The sequence below is a fragment of the Pseudomonas sp. 14P5.3.2 genome (assembly GCF_057799175.1).
Genome location: NZ_JBYOKU010000018.1, coordinates 14,556 through 31,483, shown reverse-complemented (window position 1 = coordinate 31,483; position 16,928 = coordinate 14,556). Strand labels below are relative to the sequence as shown.

18 protein-coding genes are annotated in these 16,928 nt (G+C 59.6%); 11 read left to right on the top strand and 7 right to left on the bottom strand.

What is annotated here, in order from left to right; translation table 11 throughout:
• The first annotated feature begins 71 nt into the window (after positions 1-71).
• Positions 72-521 carry a DUF4879 domain-containing protein gene (locus AC27VU_RS16215; RefSeq protein ID WP_488724436.1) on the top strand — a complete coding sequence of 150 codons (450 nt, stop codon included), beginning with the start codon at positions 72-74 and terminating at the stop codon, positions 519-521.
• Between the two features lie 67 nt (positions 522-588).
• Positions 589-1,140, top strand: a complete 552-nt coding sequence (locus AC27VU_RS16210; protein ID WP_488724435.1) for a DJ-1 family glyoxalase III — start codon at positions 589-591, stop codon at positions 1,138-1,140.
• 5 nt (positions 1,141-1,145) lie between these two features.
• Here the strand turns inward: AC27VU_RS16210 and AC27VU_RS16205 are convergent, their stop codons facing one another.
• The 3 genes from AC27VU_RS16205 to AC27VU_RS16195 form a co-directional block, all read right to left on the bottom strand.
• Positions 1,146-1,433 (bottom strand): HigA family addiction module antitoxin, encoded by a 288-nt coding sequence (locus tag AC27VU_RS16205; protein ID WP_003228428.1) that lies wholly within the window; start codon positions 1,431-1,433, stop codon positions 1,146-1,148.
• Positions 1,434-1,447: 14 nt separating this feature from the next.
• Positions 1,448-1,726 (bottom strand): type II toxin-antitoxin system RelE/ParE family toxin, encoded by a 279-nt coding sequence (locus tag AC27VU_RS16200; protein WP_027612847.1) that lies wholly within the window; start codon positions 1,724-1,726, stop codon positions 1,448-1,450.
• 100 nt (positions 1,727-1,826) lie between these two features.
• A complete protein-coding gene (locus AC27VU_RS16195) occupies positions 1,827-3,065 on the bottom strand; it encodes an MFS transporter (protein WP_400507201.1) in 1,239 nt (412 codons plus the stop codon).
• Positions 3,066-3,603: 538 nt separating this feature from the next.
• Here AC27VU_RS16195 and AC27VU_RS16190 point away from each other — a divergent pair.
• The 3 genes from AC27VU_RS16190 (at position 3,604) to AC27VU_RS16180 (ending at position 6,309) form a co-directional block, all read left to right on the top strand.
• Positions 3,604-5,046: a cytochrome ubiquinol oxidase subunit I gene (locus AC27VU_RS16190; protein WP_003228422.1), complete on the top strand. Its 1,443-nt coding sequence runs from the start codon at positions 3,604-3,606 to the stop codon at positions 5,044-5,046.
• 3 nt (positions 5,047-5,049) lie between these two features.
• On the top strand, positions 5,050-6,057 hold the full coding sequence (gene cydB, locus AC27VU_RS16185) for a cytochrome d ubiquinol oxidase subunit II (RefSeq protein WP_473018235.1): 1,008 nt from the start codon (positions 5,050-5,052) through the stop codon (positions 6,055-6,057).
• Between the two features lie 84 nt (positions 6,058-6,141).
• Positions 6,142-6,309 (top strand): DUF2474 domain-containing protein, encoded by a 168-nt coding sequence (locus tag AC27VU_RS16180; RefSeq protein ID WP_488724434.1) that lies wholly within the window; start codon positions 6,142-6,144, stop codon positions 6,307-6,309.
• 74 nt (positions 6,310-6,383) lie between these two features.
• Here the strand turns inward: AC27VU_RS16180 and AC27VU_RS16175 are convergent, their stop codons facing one another.
• Complete coding sequence (locus tag AC27VU_RS16175; protein WP_488724433.1) at positions 6,384-7,508, bottom strand: methyltransferase; 1,125 nt, start codon at positions 7,506-7,508, stop codon at positions 6,384-6,386.
• A gap of 158 nt (positions 7,509-7,666) precedes the next feature.
• Positions 7,667-8,389 (bottom strand): autoinducer binding domain-containing protein, encoded by a 723-nt coding sequence (locus AC27VU_RS16170; RefSeq protein ID WP_338800051.1) that lies wholly within the window; start codon positions 8,387-8,389, stop codon positions 7,667-7,669.
• Positions 8,390-8,708: 319 nt separating this feature from the next.
• On the opposite strand from AC27VU_RS16170, the gene AC27VU_RS16165 reads away from it, so the two are divergent.
• The gene (locus tag AC27VU_RS16165; RefSeq protein ID WP_488724432.1) at positions 8,709-9,485 is read left to right on the top strand and encodes a ferredoxin--NADP reductase; all 777 of its coding nucleotides are present in this window, start codon (positions 8,709-8,711) and stop codon (positions 9,483-9,485) included.
• 41 nt (positions 9,486-9,526) lie between these two features.
• Here AC27VU_RS16165 and mscL read toward each other — a convergent pair whose 3' ends face one another.
• Positions 9,527-9,940, bottom strand: coding sequence for a large-conductance mechanosensitive channel protein MscL (gene mscL, locus AC27VU_RS16160; RefSeq protein ID WP_003228412.1), 414 nt, complete (start codon positions 9,938-9,940; stop codon positions 9,527-9,529).
• Between the two features lie 286 nt (positions 9,941-10,226).
• Here mscL and katB point away from each other — a divergent pair, with 286 nt between their 5' ends.
• The 3 genes from katB to radA are packed head-to-tail and all read left to right on the top strand — an operon-like array spanning position 10,227 to position 13,776.
• Positions 10,227-11,768 (top strand): catalase KatB, encoded by a 1,542-nt coding sequence (gene katB / locus AC27VU_RS16155; RefSeq protein ID WP_488724431.1) that lies wholly within the window; start codon positions 10,227-10,229, stop codon positions 11,766-11,768.
• Positions 11,769-11,828: 60 nt separating this feature from the next.
• The gene (locus tag AC27VU_RS16150) at positions 11,829-12,365 is read left to right on the top strand and encodes an ankyrin repeat domain-containing protein (protein ID WP_488724430.1); all 537 of its coding nucleotides are present in this window, start codon (positions 11,829-11,831) and stop codon (positions 12,363-12,365) included.
• Positions 12,366-12,408: 43 nt separating this feature from the next.
• Positions 12,409-13,776, top strand: a complete 1,368-nt coding sequence (gene radA / locus AC27VU_RS16145; protein WP_003228407.1) for a DNA repair protein RadA — start codon at positions 12,409-12,411, stop codon at positions 13,774-13,776.
• 192 nt (positions 13,777-13,968) lie between these two features.
• Here radA and AC27VU_RS16140 read toward each other — a convergent pair whose 3' ends face one another.
• Complete coding sequence (locus AC27VU_RS16140; protein ID WP_400507210.1) at positions 13,969-14,337, bottom strand: PilZ domain-containing protein; 369 nt, start codon at positions 14,335-14,337, stop codon at positions 13,969-13,971.
• Between the two features lie 159 nt (positions 14,338-14,496).
• Between AC27VU_RS16140 and AC27VU_RS16135 the strand changes: the two genes are divergently transcribed.
• Together AC27VU_RS16135 and AC27VU_RS16130 are read left to right on the top strand one after the other, a co-directional pair.
• Positions 14,497-16,563 (top strand): carbon starvation CstA family protein, encoded by a 2,067-nt coding sequence (locus AC27VU_RS16135; RefSeq protein WP_003228403.1) that lies wholly within the window; start codon positions 14,497-14,499, stop codon positions 16,561-16,563.
• A gap of 15 nt (positions 16,564-16,578) precedes the next feature.
• Positions 16,579-16,776 carry a YbdD/YjiX family protein gene (locus AC27VU_RS16130; RefSeq protein ID WP_003228401.1) on the top strand — a complete coding sequence of 66 codons (198 nt, stop codon included), beginning with the start codon at positions 16,579-16,581 and terminating at the stop codon, positions 16,774-16,776.
• Positions 16,777-16,928 lie beyond the last annotated feature (152 nt).

Below are 16,928 nucleotides of genomic sequence, written 5' to 3'. Positions count from 1 at the left end.
GTCGTCGAAGTTTTGCCGGAGGGTTATCTGCGCCATACTGCGCGCTGAATTTTTCGGGGAAACGCGATCATATGGGCAAGCGCTGGATGCAGGCTTTCTGGGTAATGGCAGGGCTGATGGCCGGGTCGACGGCGGCGCTGGCAGCCTCGGCGCCACCGTTGACTGAAGTGAAGGTGATCAAGGTTCAGTCGCCGGCTTGCGGCCTCGAAGACATCGGCGATAACCAGCCGCAAACCCAGTGCAATCACAGCGGCCCGAGCATCAAGGTGTATGTGCTGGAAGTCGGCTATGGCCAGAACCAGCCGCACGCCACGCTGGACGGTTTTGAAGTCACCGGCACACGGGCCCCGGTGTGTGCCTACGATAACGGCAATCTGACCGAGTGCACCCCCGGCAGCAAAACTGTCGGCTCGCTGTATACCTTCGATCTGGCGGGCAAGCAGGAAGGCACCTTCAGCTTCAGCAACACCTCGCTCAACGCGCCGCGCAACACCCTGTCGACCCAGCTTTACATCAAGTAACGGCTATCACCGGACGGGGCAGGACAAAGCTGACTACGCTTGGAAGATCACCCAGCGGATGGCGCCCATGACCTTTAGAGCCCTGATTACCCTCGCCGAGGGCATCGATGATCTGCAAAGCGTGACCCTGATCGACGTGCTGCGCCGCGCCGGTATCGAAGTGGTAGCGGCCAGCATCGAAGGCCGGCGCATGCTGACCTGCGCGCGCGGTACGCGCCTGATGGCGGATGGCATGCTGGTCGATGTGCTGGCGCAGACTTTTGACCTGATTGCCCTGCCCGGTGGTGTTGTCGGTTCACAACACCTGGCGGCACATCAGCCGCTGCAGCAATTGCTCAAGGATCAGGCCAGCGCCGGACGCCTGTTCGCCGCCATAGGCGAAGCCCCGGCCATCGCCCTGCAAGCCTTCGGCGTCCTGCGTCAGCGGCGCATGACCTGCCTGCCGGCTACCAGTCATCAACTGTCGGGTTGTACGTTTGTTGATCAACCGGTGGTGGTCGACGGCAATTGCATCACCGCTCAAGGCTCTGGTGGCGCACTGGCGTTTGCCCTGACGCTGGTTGAGCAGCTTGGCGGCAAGGCGTTGCGGGCGAAGGTGGCGGGGGAGATGTTGGTGTGATGGCTTCAGGCGTGGGCAGCGATAGGCGTAATGGCTGGTTGCTCCCGATGCTCTGCTTGCCACAGATCGTAATCGGTTTGAACGCCTAGCCACACACGCGCCTTGCCAATGCCTGCTCGCTCCAGCCGTACTGCCAGATCCGGGCTGATCGGTGCATGGCCGTGCAATACGCGGGAAAGGTGAGGGCGGGCGAAGCCCAGATGTCTGGCCAATTCACTCACACTGATGCCTAACTCTGGCAAGACATCCACGAGCAGTGTTTCACCGGGGTGTGGCGGGTTGTGCATGGGCATGAGCCTGCCTCCTGTCAGTGGTAGTCCAGATAATCGACCAATTCGATGTCCGAACCGACAAAACGAAAGATAACCCGCCAGTTGCCTGAAACACTGAGCGACCAATATTCGGACAGTTCACCTTTCAGTGGATGCAGGCGCCAACCCGGCAGATCAAGATCTGCGGGAAGTGCTGCGCGATCCATGAACTGCAGCATACGTGCCAGACGTTTTGCGTGATCGGCGCGAATTCCGCGGGTCGAACCTGTTTCATAGAAGCCACGAAGGCCTTTGTGCTGAAAGGATTTGATCATGGCGGCGAGTGTAAGGCGATACATTACACTCTGTGCGGTAACTATGTACCGCACCTTTTCAATCAATTTGTGCTTGGCGTGTTGATTTCGCTGATGTGCCTCAGACCTTCGCCTCTTCCACCGGCACATGCATCCGGTCGCGTTTGGCCAGGGTCGGGAACAGTTTGATCCAGGTCCCGGTGACCACCAGCGTGCCGATCCCGCCCATCACCACGGCCGGTACGGTGCCGAACCAGTGCGCGGTGAGGCCGGATTCGAATTCGCCCAACTGGTTCGAGGCGCCGATGAACAGGCCGTTCACCGCGCTGACCCGGCCGCGCATTTCGTCCGGGGTTTCCAGTTGCACAAAGGAGGCGCGGATCACCATGCTGATCATGTCCGCCGCGCCGAGCACCACCAGCACCGCCAGCGAGAACCAGAATGAGGTCGACAGGCCGAAGGCGATGGTCGCGACGCCGAATACGCCGACCGCGGTGAACATCACCCGGCCAACGTTGCGTTCGACGGAAAACCGGGCGAGGAACAGCGACATCCCCAGCGCGCCAACCGCCGGCGCCGAACGCAGCAGGCCCAAGCCCCATGGGCCGGTGAGCAGGATGTCTTTGGCGAACACCGGCAGCAACGCGGTGGCGCCACCGAGCAGCACGGCGAACAGATCCAGCGAGATCGCCCCGAGAATGTCCGGGCGGCTGCGGATGAAGCGAATCCCGGCCAGCAGCGAGTCCAGCGTGGCTTTGCCTTTGTTCAGCGGCGTCTGCCGCGCGGGCAGATTGAGCATCAAGGTGCAGGCGATAACGTAGAGCAACACCGTCGGGCCGTAGACCCAGACACTGCCAAACGCGTAGAGCAGGCCACCCATCGCCGGGGCGACGATGGTGGCCGACTGCTGTGCCGACTGTGCTGCGGCGACCGCCCGTGGAAACAGGGCACTGGGCACGATGCTCGGCAGCAGTGCCTGGGTGGTCGGCAGCTCGAAGGAGCGTGCGCCGCCGAGCAGGAAGGCGAGGATGAAGATCATTTCCCGGGTGATGTGATCGGTGGCGCTGCCGATGGCCAGCGCCAGGGCGATCATCGCCTGCAACGACTGACAGATCGCCGCGACCCGGCGTCGGTCATAGCGGTCGGCGACGTGACCGGTGTGCAGCATGAACAACACCCGTGGCGCGAATTCGACCAGACCGACCAGACCCAGGTCGAGCACGTTGCCGGTCAGTTGATACAGATTCCAGCCGATCGCCACCGTGAGCATCTGAAAACCGCTGGCGGTGAAGATCCGGGCGAACCAGAACGCGAGAAATGGACGATGGTGACGTAACAGCAGGGGCTCTTGGCTGGGCATCTGAAGGCAGGTCTGGCTCGGGGGGGAACCGCGAGGTTATCACCAGTCTGTAACAGGAAGTTGCTATGACAAAAAATTTAGTTAGCCAGACATCTATCGTCCAAAACCCTCAGTTTCTTGTGGCGAGGGAGCTTGCTCCCGCTGGAGGGCGAAGCACTCCCGTGCATTTCTCTGGATAGGTCAAGGTGGCAGGTTTTACGACTGCTGCGCAGCCGAGCGGGAGCAAGCTCCCTCGCCACAAGGGATTTCGCCGCTCCGGGAATGTCTTTCAGAACGTTGCTCAGGCAATGAGGCAACTTGTCACGCGGCAAACGACCACGCCGTTCTTCGTCGGAAATGGGACTACTCTTTCAACATTGCTTGATCCAGATCAAGACCCTCCCGGGCCATGGTCTGGTGGCCCAATGGCCAGACTCCCTGCGTTGCGATGGTTATTAAAAAAGAACGAATCAGAATTCGCCGCACTCGATATTCGTGGGGGCAGTAGGTGCAGGGGCCGCAAGCCCCATCGCCGGTATTACCTGACAGAGGAAGACGTATGTTCGGTTTAGAGGCGCTCGATCTCGCCCGAATTCAGTTCGCATTCACCATCTCGTTCCACATCCTGTTCCCGGCCATCACCATTGGTCTGGCGAGCTACCTGGCGGTGCTCGAAGGCTTGTGGTTGAAAACCCATAACGACACCTACCGGGATCTCTACCACTTCTGGTCGAAAATCTTTGCCGTCAACTTCGGCATGGGTGTGGTCTCCGGTCTGGTCATGGCCTACCAGTTTGGTACCAACTGGAGCCGTTTCTCGGACTTCGCCGGTTCCGTCACCGGACCGTTGCTGACCTACGAGGTGCTCACGGCATTTTTCCTCGAGGCCGGTTTCCTCGGGGTGATGCTGTTCGGCTGGAACAAGGTCGGGCGAAAACTGCACTTCTTCGCCACCGTGATGGTGGCCATCGGTACGCTGATCTCGACGTTCTGGATCCTCGCTTCCAACAGCTGGATGCAGACGCCGCAAGGCTTCGAGATCGTCAACGGTCAGGTGATCCCGACCGACTGGCTGGCGATCATCTTCAACCCGTCGTTCCCGTATCGCCTGATGCACATGGCGACCGCTGCATTCGTGGCCACGGCGTTCTTCGTCGGCTCGTCGGCGGCCTGGCACCTGCTGCGCGGCAAGGACAACCCGGCGATCCGCACCATGCTGTCGATGGCGATGTGGATGGCGCTGATCGTCGCGCCGATCCAGGCGGTCATCGGTGACTTCCACGGCCTCAACACCCTTGAGCATCAGCCGGCAAAAATCGCCGCGATCGAAGGCCACTGGGAAAACAAAGGCAACGAAGCGACGCCGTTGATCCTGTTCGGCTGGCCGGACATGAAGGAAGAGAAAACCAAATTCGCCGTGGAGATTCCGTATCTCGGCAGCCTGATCCTGACCCACTCGCTGGACAAGCAGGTGCCGGCGCTCAAGGAGTTCCCGCCTGAAGACCGGCCGAACTCGACCATCGTGTTCTGGTCGTTCCGGGTCATGGTCGGTCTCGGCTTCCTGATGATCTTCACCGGTCTGTGGAGCCTGTGGCTGCGCAAGCGCGACACCCTCTACACCTCGCGGCCGTTCCTGTATCTGGCGTTGTGGATGGGACCGTCCGGCCTGATTGCGATCCTCGCCGGCTGGTTCACCACCGAGATCGGGCGTCAGCCGTGGGTGGTCTACGGGCTGATGCGCACGGCGGATGCGTCTTCCAACCACAGCTTCATGCAGATGAGCATCACCCTGATCATGTTCGTCGTGGTGTATTTCGCGCTGTTCGGTGCCGGGCTCGGCTACATGATGCGTCTGGTGCGCAAAGGGCCGAAAACCGATGAGGGCAAGGAAACCAACGACGGTGGTCCTGGCCAGAAACGCACACCGGCGCGGCCGTTGTCCGCCGCCGATGACGAAGGCACCGACGCTGACTCGCAGCGCAGCCTGGAAAAGGAGATTTGACTCATGGGTATTGATCTTCCGCTGATCTGGGCCGTGATCATCATCTTCGGCATCATGATGTACGTGGTCATGGACGGTTTCGACCTGGGAATCGGGATTCTCTTTCCGTTCATCCCGGGCAAGACCGACCGTGACGTGATGATGAACACCGTGGCCCCGGTGTGGGACGGCAACGAAACCTGGCTGGTACTGGGCGGCGCGGCGTTGTTTGGCGCGTTCCCGCTGGCCTATTCGGTGGTGCTGTCGGCGCTGTACCTGCCGCTGATCTTCATGCTGATCGGCCTGATTTTTCGCGGTGTGGCGTTCGAGTTCCGCTTCAAGGCCAAGGACGACAAGCGCCACCTGTGGGACAAGGCGTTCATCGGCGGTTCGGTGGCGGCGACGTTCTTTCAGGGCGTGGCACTCGGGGCATTCATCGACGGCTTGCCAGTGGTCAATCGGCAATACGCCGGCGGTTCACTGGACTGGCTGACGCCATTCACCCTGTTCTGCGGCGCTGCGCTGGTGGTGGCCTATGCCTTGCTCGGTTGCACCTGGCTGATCATGAAGACCGAAGGCAAGTTGCAGGAACAGATGCACAACCTCGCGCGGCCGCTGGCGTTCGTGCTGCTGGCGGTGATCGGCATCGTCAGTCTGTGGACGCCGCTGGCTCACCCGGAAATCGCGACACGCTGGTTCAGCATGCCGAACCTGTTCTGGTTCATGCCGGTGCCGATTCTGGTGCTGATCACCCTTTACGGTTTGATCCGCGCGGTGGCGCGCAACGCCAACTACATGCCGTTCCTGCTGACCCTGGTGCTGATTTTCCTCGGCTACAGCGGTCTGGGCATCAGCCTGTGGCCGAACATCGTGCCGCCGTCGATCTCGATCTGGGACGCCGCTGCACCGCCGCAGAGCCAAGGCTTCATGCTGGTCGGTACGCTGTTCATCATCCCGTTTATCCTGGGTTACACCTTCTGGAGCTACTACGTGTTCCGCGGCAAGGTCACCCATGAAGACGGTTATCACTAGCCTGCGCTCCGCTCACCCAGTGGGAGCGAGCCTGCTCGCGATGGTGTCGTCAGTGACGCCATCGCCTGACGGAGGAACGATGCAATGAACGGCAAACATTCCCTGCACGAGATTGAAGAGGCCGAAAAAAAGCCGCTGTGGCAGCGGCTCGGCTGGTTGGCCCTGATCTGGATCGGGAGCGTCGGCGCGCTGTTCGTTGCCGCCAGCCTGATGCGCCTGTTCATGAGCGCGGCGGGCCTGACCACTCACTGAAACATCCCGTTCCGTTGCCTCTGGGCACGGTTTACAACCCTCCGTACCACGGAGGGTTTTTTTTGCCTGAGGTTTTACTTGCGGGCTTTGAGAATCACGAATTTCGGCGTGGCCGCTACTTGTTCGACGCCACGGAACAGCCGCGCCAGTTTGCTGTGATAACCCAGATGACGGTTGCCGACGATGTATAACGCACCGCCCACCACCAGCGCCTCGCGGGCTTGCTGGAACATGCGCCAGGCGAGGAAGTCACCCACCACCTGTTGTTGATGGAACGGCGGATTGCACAGCACTACGTCCAGCGATTGCGGCTCTTGTCCGGCCAGACCATCGCCGGCCCGCACGATCACTTCTCGTTCGCCCAGTGCCGCCCGCCAGTTCTCGCCAGCCGATTGCACCGCCATGAACGATTCGTCGACCAGCGTGTAATGCGCGTCAGGGTTGCGCAGGGCGCTGGCGATCGCCAATACGCCGTTGCCGCAGCCCAGGTCGGCGACCCGGGCCGAACCAAGGTTTTTCGGCAAGTGCGGGAGGAACGCACGGGTGCCGATGTCCAGCCCTTCGCGGCAGAACACGTTGGCGTGGTTGAGCAACTCGATGGCCGGTTCGTCGAGCAGGTAACGCGACGGGTAGGGCGAGACCGTCGGGGCTTTCGCTTCAGGTGTGGCGATCAGCAAGCGGGCCTTCTTCACCGCCAGCGACGCCTGTACCGGACCGATGTAGCGCTCCAGCAGGTCGCCAGCCGCCCGTGGCAAATGCTTGACCATGGCCGCAGCCACCACTTGCGCGCCCGGAGCCAGTTGACCTTGCAGGCGAATCAATTGCTCTTCAAGCAACGCCAGGGTTTTCGGCACACGGATCAGCACCCGGTCGTAGGGGCCGACCAACGGCTCGCTGGCCGGTGTGCCGCGCACGGCATCAAACGCCAGGCCATTGCGCACCAGGTTTTTCTCAAGGCCCTGAAAAGCCAGGAACGAGTCACCACTGCTGCTGACCTGAACCTTGCCCGCCAGGCTGGCCGCGAGGGCGCCGAAGCTGTCGTTGAGCACCAGTACCCGGGTATCCGCTGCCGGTTGCTCGGCGGCCAGATGATTGAGCAGGTATTCGTCGGCCGCATCGAAGGCTTGCAGCGGTTCATTCTGCTGTTCAGGCTGGCGGATCAGATCGAGTTGGGCAAAGGGCGTATCGAGCAAGGGCATGGGACGGGGACTCTGGGTAATCAACGGGTGGCCCGCGGCCCAGGTGAGCGTGCTGCGGAACCGTCCGAGTGGACCACGACGCCAAAGTTGCCGTCATCACTCAGGAAGGTCGCAAATGGTACTTTTTTTTGCGCTCGAATACTCGCAGGTTTTAGCGTTTACGGCGTGTCCAGCAGGCCGATGCGCGTGGCCGCAATGACTGCGGAAATCTTGTTGCACACATTCAACTTCGAAATCACGTTCTGCACGTGATAGTTCACAGTCCGTTCGCTGAGGCAAAGGATCCGCGAAATTTCATAAGCGGTCTTGCCGACGGCCGAAAGCTTCAGCACTTCCAGTTCCCGGGGTGAAAGCTTCGGTCGGGTGAGAGGGTCGGTGTGCCTGGGCAAGGTTCTGGCGAACAACTCGCTCAGATGGCCGGTTACGTAGAACATGTAACCGAAATGCTCGTACAGCTCGAGCGGGCTCAAAGGACCCTTTTTTCTGGCGAGACTCAGCGTGGTGCAGAGCCCGGATGCTTCATGATGGAACGACTGTGACCAGCCGTGGCGCAAGCCATGTTCTTGCAACGCCTGCCAGAGTTCTGGTGTTTGCGAGTACAGGTCTTCGCTCCACATCACCGGCAACATACAGTGATTGCAGTGTGATATTACCGGATCAATCTTGCCGTAGCGTTCAAGTTCATAGAGTTCGTTCCACTCTTGAGGGTAGTTGTTGATTTGCAAGGGGTTTAAGTTGTCGTTCCGATTATTCGAAGTCAACGAGATCGCGCAGAAATTAAAACCGATATTCTCAGCGAATCTCAAAAGGATCGGATAGGCAGTCTCTATCTCCTTTGCGAAAGTCAGTTGCTTCAGTTGCGACTCCTTCCACATTTCCATTACAAACTCCGTGAGGCTTTTCCTGGGAGTGCGGTTTGGATCCAAAGGATCCGGCACGAACCCGAGTGTAGGATGTTTCTTACGTGGTGTTCTGATCTTTTCGCTCTTGGCTGCTTTGAAAATTAAATAAAGGGTTATTAGTGGGGTTATTTATAAAATGTCATCCTTAATTCAAAAGCTGAGCGGTTCCAGTTAGTTAATATTCACAAGTGAAAATAAATTTAATTGTGAAATGCCGAGCGTACAACAGCACAAACTGTCGGTGTTTAAGCTGTTGATTTTGCGCGACACTGGGGGCATTCGTTGAATGGAGTGCCCCATGACCGCCAGCGCAGATAAGTTCACGGCCCAGACGTTGCTCGACGTGCAGCGCTTGACCCCCAGCCTGTTCACCCTGCGTACCACACGCGACGCCGGGTTTCGATTCAGCGCCGGACAATTCGCCCGCCTCGGCGTGACCAAGGCCGACGGCAGTACCGTGTGGCGCGCCTACTCGATGGTCTCGTCGCCATTCGACGAGTTTCTCGAGTTCTTTTCCATCGTGGTGCCGGGGGGCGAGTTCACCAGCGAGCTGAGCCGCTTGCAGGTGGGGGATACCTTGCTGGTGGAGCGCCAGGCCTTTGGCTACCTGACACTGGACCGGTTTGTCGATGGTCGGGATCTGTGGCTGTTATCCACAGGCACCGGGGTCGCGCCGTTTCTGTCGATCCTGCAGGACTTCGAGGTCTGGGAGCGGTTCGAGCGGATCATCCTGGTGTACAGCGTGCGTGAGACACGGGAGCTGGCCTATCAGCCTTTGATTGCGGGGTTGGCCGAGCGTGATTACCTGGCAGAACATGCCCATAAACTGCGATTCATTCCCACGGTTACCCGCGAACAAATGCGTGGCGCCTTGCACGGTCGGATTACCAGCCTGATTGAAAACGGCGAGCTGGAACGGGCAGCCGGTGTTGAACTGACCCCTGAGCACTCGCGCGTCATGCTCTGCGGCAATCCACAGATGATCGATGACACTCGGGCACTGATGAAAAAACGCCACATGAGCCTGAGCCTGTCGCGGCGGCCGGGGCAGGTAGCGGTGGAAAACTACTGGTAGAAAAACGGCGCCATCAGGCGCCGTTTTCATTCATGAAGCGGTCAAGGCCGGTTGTTCTGGGCCTTGAGCAGATCGCGAATCTCGCCGAGCAACTCTTCTTCCTTGGTCGGAACCGGTGGCAGGGAAGGGGCCACGGCTTCTTCGCGTTTCAGGCGGTTGATGGCTTTGACACCCATGAAAATCGCGAAGGCGACGATCACGAAGTCCAGAATGCTCTGGATGAATTTACCGTAGGCCAATACCACGGCCGGGGCGCTGCCCTCGGCGGCTTTTAGCGTAACGGCCAGATCACTGAAGTCCACCCCACCAATCAGCAGGCCGATTGGCGGCATGATCACGTCGCCGACAAACGACGAAACGATTTTGCCGAAGGCGGCACCGATGATGATACCGACGGCCATGTCGACCACATTGCCTTTGACCGCGAAGGCCTTGAACTCACTTAGCACGCCCATAGGTTATTTCCTTGTTACAGATGAGGTTGGTGTACGCAGTGTAAATCAGCAAAACGCGTCCTGCGCGAAACACCTTCTTACAATGCCCGTTTTTATCGACACATGAATCCACGATTAGTTTGCAAAGTGCCACTAATCGCGCGCGAAATACGCCGTAAACCGCTGATCAGGAAGCCATTTTTTTCAATCGTCGAGTTGCGAACTTTCTATTTATGTTCACCGGCATAGCCCTCTAGCCTCTGGTTGGCGCACCTGGATGCGCCCAAAAAAACCAGAGGAACCTGATATGAATTCCACTCTTGGACTGGGGGCTTTTCCCCATCGCCGTACGCTCGGCGTACTGACCGCCAGCCTGCTGACTTTTTCCGTGAACGCCGCACCCCTGACCCGAGATAACGGCGCAGCGGTTGGCGACAATCAGAACTCGCAGACCGCCGGCGCCAACGGCCCGGTGTTGCTGCAGGATGTGCAACTGATCCAGAAGCTCCAGCGTTTCGACCGCGAGCGCATTCCCGAGCGCGTGGTGCATGCCCGCGGAACCGGTGCCCATGGCACCTTCACGGTGACCAATGATCTCAGCGACCTGAGCAAGGCCAAGGTGTTCGCTGCCGGCCAGGTCACTCCGGTATTTGTGCGTTTCTCTGCGGTGGTGCATGGCAACCATTCCCCGGAAACCCTGCGCGATCCACGGGGTTTTGCCACCAAGTTCTACACCGCCGATGGCAACTGGGATCTGGTGGGCAACAACTTTCCGACCTTCTTCATCCGCGACGCAATCAAGTTTCCGGACATGGTTCACGCGTTCAAACCCGATCCGCGTACCAACCTGGACGATGACTCGCGTCGTTTCGACTTCTTCTCCCACGTACCGGAAGCCACTCGCACGCTGACCGAGTTGTATTCCAACTCGGGAACTCCAGCCAGTTATCGGGAAATGGACGGTAATGGTGTGCATGCCTACAAGTTGGTCAATGCCAAGGGCGAAGTGCACTACGTGAAGTTTCACTGGAAAAGTTTGCAAGGCATCAAAAATCTGACGCCCGAGCAAGTTACAAAAGTTCAGGGGAAAGATTACAGTCATATGACTAATGATCTGGTCAGTCATATCAACAAGGGTGATTTCCCGAAGTGGGACTTGTACATCCAAGTGCTAAATCCGCAAGATTTGTCCAAGTTTGATTTCGATCCATTGGACGCTACCAAGATCTGGCCGAATGTTCCTGAGCGAAAAGTTGGACAAATGGTGTTGAACCGTAACCCAGCCAATGTGTTCCAGGAAACCGAACAAGTTGCGATGGCCCCGGCCAATGTTGTTCCGGGTATCGAACCTTCCGAAGATCGTCTGCTGCAAGGCCGAGTGTTCTCTTATGCCGATACGCAGATGTATCGTCTGGGTGCCAATGCCCTGCAGTTGCCGATCAACGCGCCCAAAGTTGCCGTCAACAACGGCAATCAGGACGGTGCGATGAACTTCGCTGCCACGCAGTCCGGGGTGAATTATCAGCCGAGCCGTCTGCAACCGCGTGATGAGCCACAAAATGCGCGCTACAGCCAAATGGCGCTGTCGGGCAGCACCCAGCAGGCGAAGATCCAGCGTGAGCAGAACTTCAAGCAGGCCGGTGATCTGTATCGCTCGTTCAGCCAGCAGGAGCGTCAGGACCTGATCGCCAGCTTCGGCGGCTCGCTGGCCACCACCGATGACGAGAGCAAGCACATCATCCTGTCCTTCCTTTATAAGGCCGATCCGGAATACGGCACCGGTGTGGCCAAAGTCGCCAACGGTGACCTGAGCCGGGTCAAGGCGCTGGCGGCGAAACTGGTCGACTGATCTCGACGCCATATCACGCGGGGCCTGACTCAGGCCCCGTTTTGCCCAAGGAGACGGCTGATGCGATTTTGTCTGTTATTGCTGCTCGGTTGCCTGTCATTTACAGCGCTGGCCGAACAGAACCCCGAGGCGATCAAGGCCCAGTTGCAGGATTACTATTTCGATGCCGCCCGGCGCGGTGATGTGCCGATGCTCGAAACCTTTATCGAGTCCGGCTATGCCCTCGATACCCGCGACAGCAAGGGGTACACCGCTTTGATTCTGGCGTCGTATCACGGCCAGGGCGCGGCAGTTGATCGGTTACTGGCGGCGGGCGCAGATGCCTGCGCGCAGGATCAACGTGGCAACACGGCGCTGATGGGCGCGATTTTCAAAGGCGAGATGCAGATTGCCAGACGGTTGATGGCCACTGATTGCAGCCCCGATCAGCGCAATGGCGCCGGACAAACCGCTGCGATGTACGCCGGGTTGTTCAAGCGTGTCGAACTGCTCGACGCACTCAAGGCCAAGGGTGCCGACCTCAATGCCGAAGACCCGCTGGGCAACAGTGCCGCGCGTCTGGCCAACGGCGAAATCCGCACCGCCGCGCCGCGTTGAGCGGTGGCTGCGTTATCATCGCGGTTTTTGCCGGGGGATCCAGATGGCCAAGGCCAAGCGCATGTACGGCTGCACCGAGTGCGGCGCAACCTTTCCCAAGTGGGCGGGCCAGTGCGGCGAGTGCGGCGCCTGGAACACCCTGACCGAAACCATGATCGAAAGCGGCGGGGCCACGGCGCCCACCGGGCGTACCGGTTGGGCCGGGCAGCAGGCGCAGATCAAGACCCTGGCCGAAGTCAGCATCGAGGAGATTCCGCGCTTCTCCACCGCGTCCGGTGAGCTGGATCGGGTTTTGGGTGGCGGTCTGGTCGACGGTTCGGTGGTGCTGATCGGTGGTGATCCGGGCATCGGCAAGTCGACGATTCTGTTGCAGACCCTGTGCAACCTCGCCAAGAGCATGCCGGCGCTGTACGTCACCGGCGAAGAGTCCCAGCAGCAGGTCGCCATGCGCGCCCGACGTTTAGGGCTGCCTCAGGATCAATTGCGGGTGATGACCGAAACCTGCATCGAAACCATCATCGCCACGGCCCGCCAGGAAAAACCCAAGGTGATGGTGATCGACTCGATCCAGACCATTTTCACCGAACAGCTGCAATCGGCGCCGGGTGGTGTATCACAAGTGCGCGAGAGTGCGGCGTTGCTGGTGCGGTATGCCAAACAAAGCGGTACGGCGATTTTCCTCGTCGGTCACGTCACCAAGGAAGGCGCATTGGCAGGCCCAAGGGTTCTCGAACACATGGTCGACACCGTGCTGTATTTCGAAGGCGAGTCCGATGGGCGTTTGCGTCTGTTGCGGGCGGTGAAGAACCGTTTCGGTGCGGTCAACGAACTCGGTGTGTTCGGCATGACCGACAAGGGCCTGAAAGAAGTCTCCAACCCTTCGGCGATTTTTCTGACCCGTGCCCAGGAAGAAGTCCCGGGCAGTGTGGTGATGGCCACCTGGGAAGGTACCCGGCCGATGCTGGTGGAAGTGCAGGCGCTGGTGGATGACAGCCATCTGGCCAATCCACGGCGCGTGACGTTGGGCCTTGATCAGAACCGATTGGCGATGTTGTTGGCGGTATTGCACCGTCACGGTGGTATTCCGACTCACGACCAGGACGTGTTCCTCAACGTGGTCGGCGGGGTGAAGGTGTTGGAGACCGCATCGGATCTGGCGTTGATGGCGGCGGTGATGTCGAGCCTGCGCAACCGGCCGTTGCCGCATGATCTGCTGGTGTTTGGCGAAGTCGGTTTGTCCGGTGAAGTGCGTCCGGTGCCGAGTGGTCAGGAGCGTTTGAAGGAAGCGGCCAAGCATGGCTTCAAACGGGCGATCGTGCCCAAGGGCAACGCGCCAAAAGAAGCGCCGGCGGGGTTGCAGATCATCGCCGTGACCCGCCTGGAGCAGGCGCTCGACGCATTGTTCGAGTAACCGCTTACGCTCTCTCCAGCCGCAATTTCTGCCCATTCCGCGAAAATAAACTGTGGCGAGGGAGCTTGCTCCCGCTGGACTGCGCAGCAGTCCCTTGCTTTTTTAGTGAAGAGCAGGGGCCGCTTCGAGACCCAGCGGGAGCAAGCTCCCTCGCCACGGTGGCAGCGTCCCCCTTACCTGAGCAGCATTATTTTAGATTTCGATCAAGGCACCCAATTCGCGCTCAAGCTCGGTTTCATCCGCCAGATTCAGCTCGATCAACCGCCGCAAGCGCTGGATCGATTCCAGGCTGATATGCCGGCATTCAAACCCCAGTTGCCCGTGATCCTCGTGGGCCAGATGCACATCCATCTGAATATTCACGTCATCGCTCAGATGAATGTCGACGAAGAAATCCTGCTCCTTGTCCCCCAGCCACGGCTGCGGCTTCTCGATCAGCAAGCCCTTGAGCGACAGGTCGATCAACTTCACCGGCCAGATGAAGTGGCCCTGACTCAGCTCGGTTCTGGCATCGAACGCAATACGTTTGAAGCGACGGCGATTGGCTGGGTGTTCGCTCATGGCGCAATCCTCGGAAGAGTTCGCTGACTATAGACCCGACCGGCGGGTGGCGGCCAATCGACAAGGCGTCTAGACCAACGTCGGGGTATGGCCTTTGGCGCCGTAAGCGCTAAACTCGGGGTGGCTGTCTTTCTTGTCCACCCTGGCTGGAATAATAAAATGAAAAATAATAATAGCCTGCTACGCCACTTACCCTGGCTAGTGCTGGCAATCGTAGGAGCGTGCGCCCTGGGCGTAGTGGCATTGCGCCGAGGAGAGGCGATCAACGCCTTGTGGATCGTGGTCGCGGCAGTGGCCATCTATCTGGTTGCGTACCGTTACTACAGCCTGTTCATCGCAAACAATGTGATGCAACTCGATCCGCGTCGGGCCACCCCCGCCGTGCTCAACAACGACGGTCTGGACTACGTGCCGACCAACAAACACATTCTGTTCGGTCACCACTTCGCGGCCATTGCCGGCGCAGGCCCGCTGGTCGGCCCGGTATTGGCGGCGCAGATGGGCTACCTGCCCGGCACGCTGTGGCTGATTGCCGGGGTGGTGCTGGCGGGCGCAGTGCAGGACTTCATGGTCCTGTTCATGTCGACCCGGCGCAACGGCCGTTCCCTGGGCGACATGGTGCGCGAAGAAATGGGCCGCATTCCCGGCACCATCGCCCTGTTCGGCTGCTTCCTGATCATGATCATCATCCTCGCGGTGCTGGCGCTGATCGTGGTCAAGGCACTGGCGGAGAGCCCATGGGGCATCTTCACCGTGATGGCGACCATCCCGATCGCGATGTTCATGGGCATTTACATGCGCTACATCCGTCCGGGCCGCATTGGCGAGATCTCGGTCATCGGTGTGTTGCTGCTGCTCGGTTCGATCTGGCTCGGTGGGCAGATTGCCGCTGATCCGGTGTGGGCCAAGGCCTTCAGCTTCACCGGTGTGCAAATCACCTGGATGCTGATCGGCTACGGCTTCGTTGCCGCCGTGCTGCCGGTGTGGCTGATTCTGGCACCGCGCGACTACCTGTCGACGTTCCTCAAGATCGGTACCATCATCGCCCTGGCGATCGGCATTCTGGTAACCATGCCCGAGCTGAAAATGCCGGCGCTGACCCAGTTCGTCGATGGCACCGGGCCGGTGTGGAAGGGCGGTCTGTTCCCGTTCCTGTTCATCACCATCGCCTGCGGTGCGGTGTCCGGTTTCCACGCGTTGATCGCGTCGGGTACCACGCCGAAGCTGCTGGATAACGAAACCAACGCGCGTTACATCGGTTACGGCGGCATGCTCATGGAATCGTTCGTCGCGATCATGGCGATGGTTGCCGCTTCGGTGATCGAGCCAGGCGTGTACTTCGCCATGAACAGCCCGGCCGCTGTGGTCGGTGGTGACGTGGCTTCGGTGGCGCAGATGGTCAGCAGCTGGGGCTTCGCGATCACGCCGGAGGCGCTGCAAGCAGTGGCGCATGACATCGGTGAAACCACCATCCTCGCCCGTGCCGGCGGTGCGCCGACCCTGGCGGTCGGTATCGCGCAGATCCTGCACAGTGTCCTGCCGGGTGAAAACACCATGGCGTTCTGGTACCACTTTGCGATCCTGTTCGAAGCGCTGTTCATCCTGACCGCTGTGGACGCCGGTACCCGTGCCGGGCGTTTCATGCTGCAGGACCTGCTCGGCTCCTTCGTGCCGGCGCTGAAACGTACCGAATCGTGGACCGCCAACCTGATCGCCACCGCCGGTTGTGTGGCGATGTGGGGCTGGTTGCTGTATCAGGGCGTGATCGATCCACTGGGCGGCATCAACACCCTGTGGCCACTGTTCGGTATCTCCAACCAGATGCTGGCCGGTATCGCGCTGATGCTCGGCACCGTGGTCCTGATCAAGATGAAGCGTCAGCGCTACATCTGGGTGACCCTGCTGCCAGCCGCCTGGCTGCTGATCTGCACCACCACTGCAGGCTTCATCAAGCTGTTCGACGCCAACCCGGCGATCGGCTTCCTGTCGCTGGCCAAGAAGTACAGCGATGCCCTGGCCGCCGGACAAATCATCGCGCCGGCCAAGAGCATCGATCAGATGCAGCACGTGATCTTCAACGCCTACACCAACGCAACGCTTACCGCGCTGTTCCTGTTCGTGGTGTTCAGCATCCTGTTCTATGCGCTCAAGGTCGGCATCGCCGCCTGGGGCAAAAAAGAGCGTACGGATAAAGAATCGCCATTCCAGGCCCTGCCGGACGCGTAACCAGAGGATTGCACCATGTTCAATGACCTGAGTCGCCTCGGTAAATACCTCGGTCAGGCCGCACGCCTGATGGTCGGCATGCCCGACTACGACACCTACGTCGAGCATATGCAAACCAAACACCCGGACAAACCGGTGATGAGCTACGAGATGTTCTTCCGCGAACGTCAGGAAGCGCGTTACGGTGGCAAGGGTGGGCCGAAGTGCTGTTGAGCTGACAGCCTGCGGTTGATGCAATCCCCCCTGTGGGAGCGAGCCTGCTCGCGAATACGGAGTGTCAGTTGATGAATGATTTGACTGACACACCGCTTTCGCGAGCAAGCCCGCTCCCACATTTGTTTTGTGTTTCTTTCAGGAGATCGTGT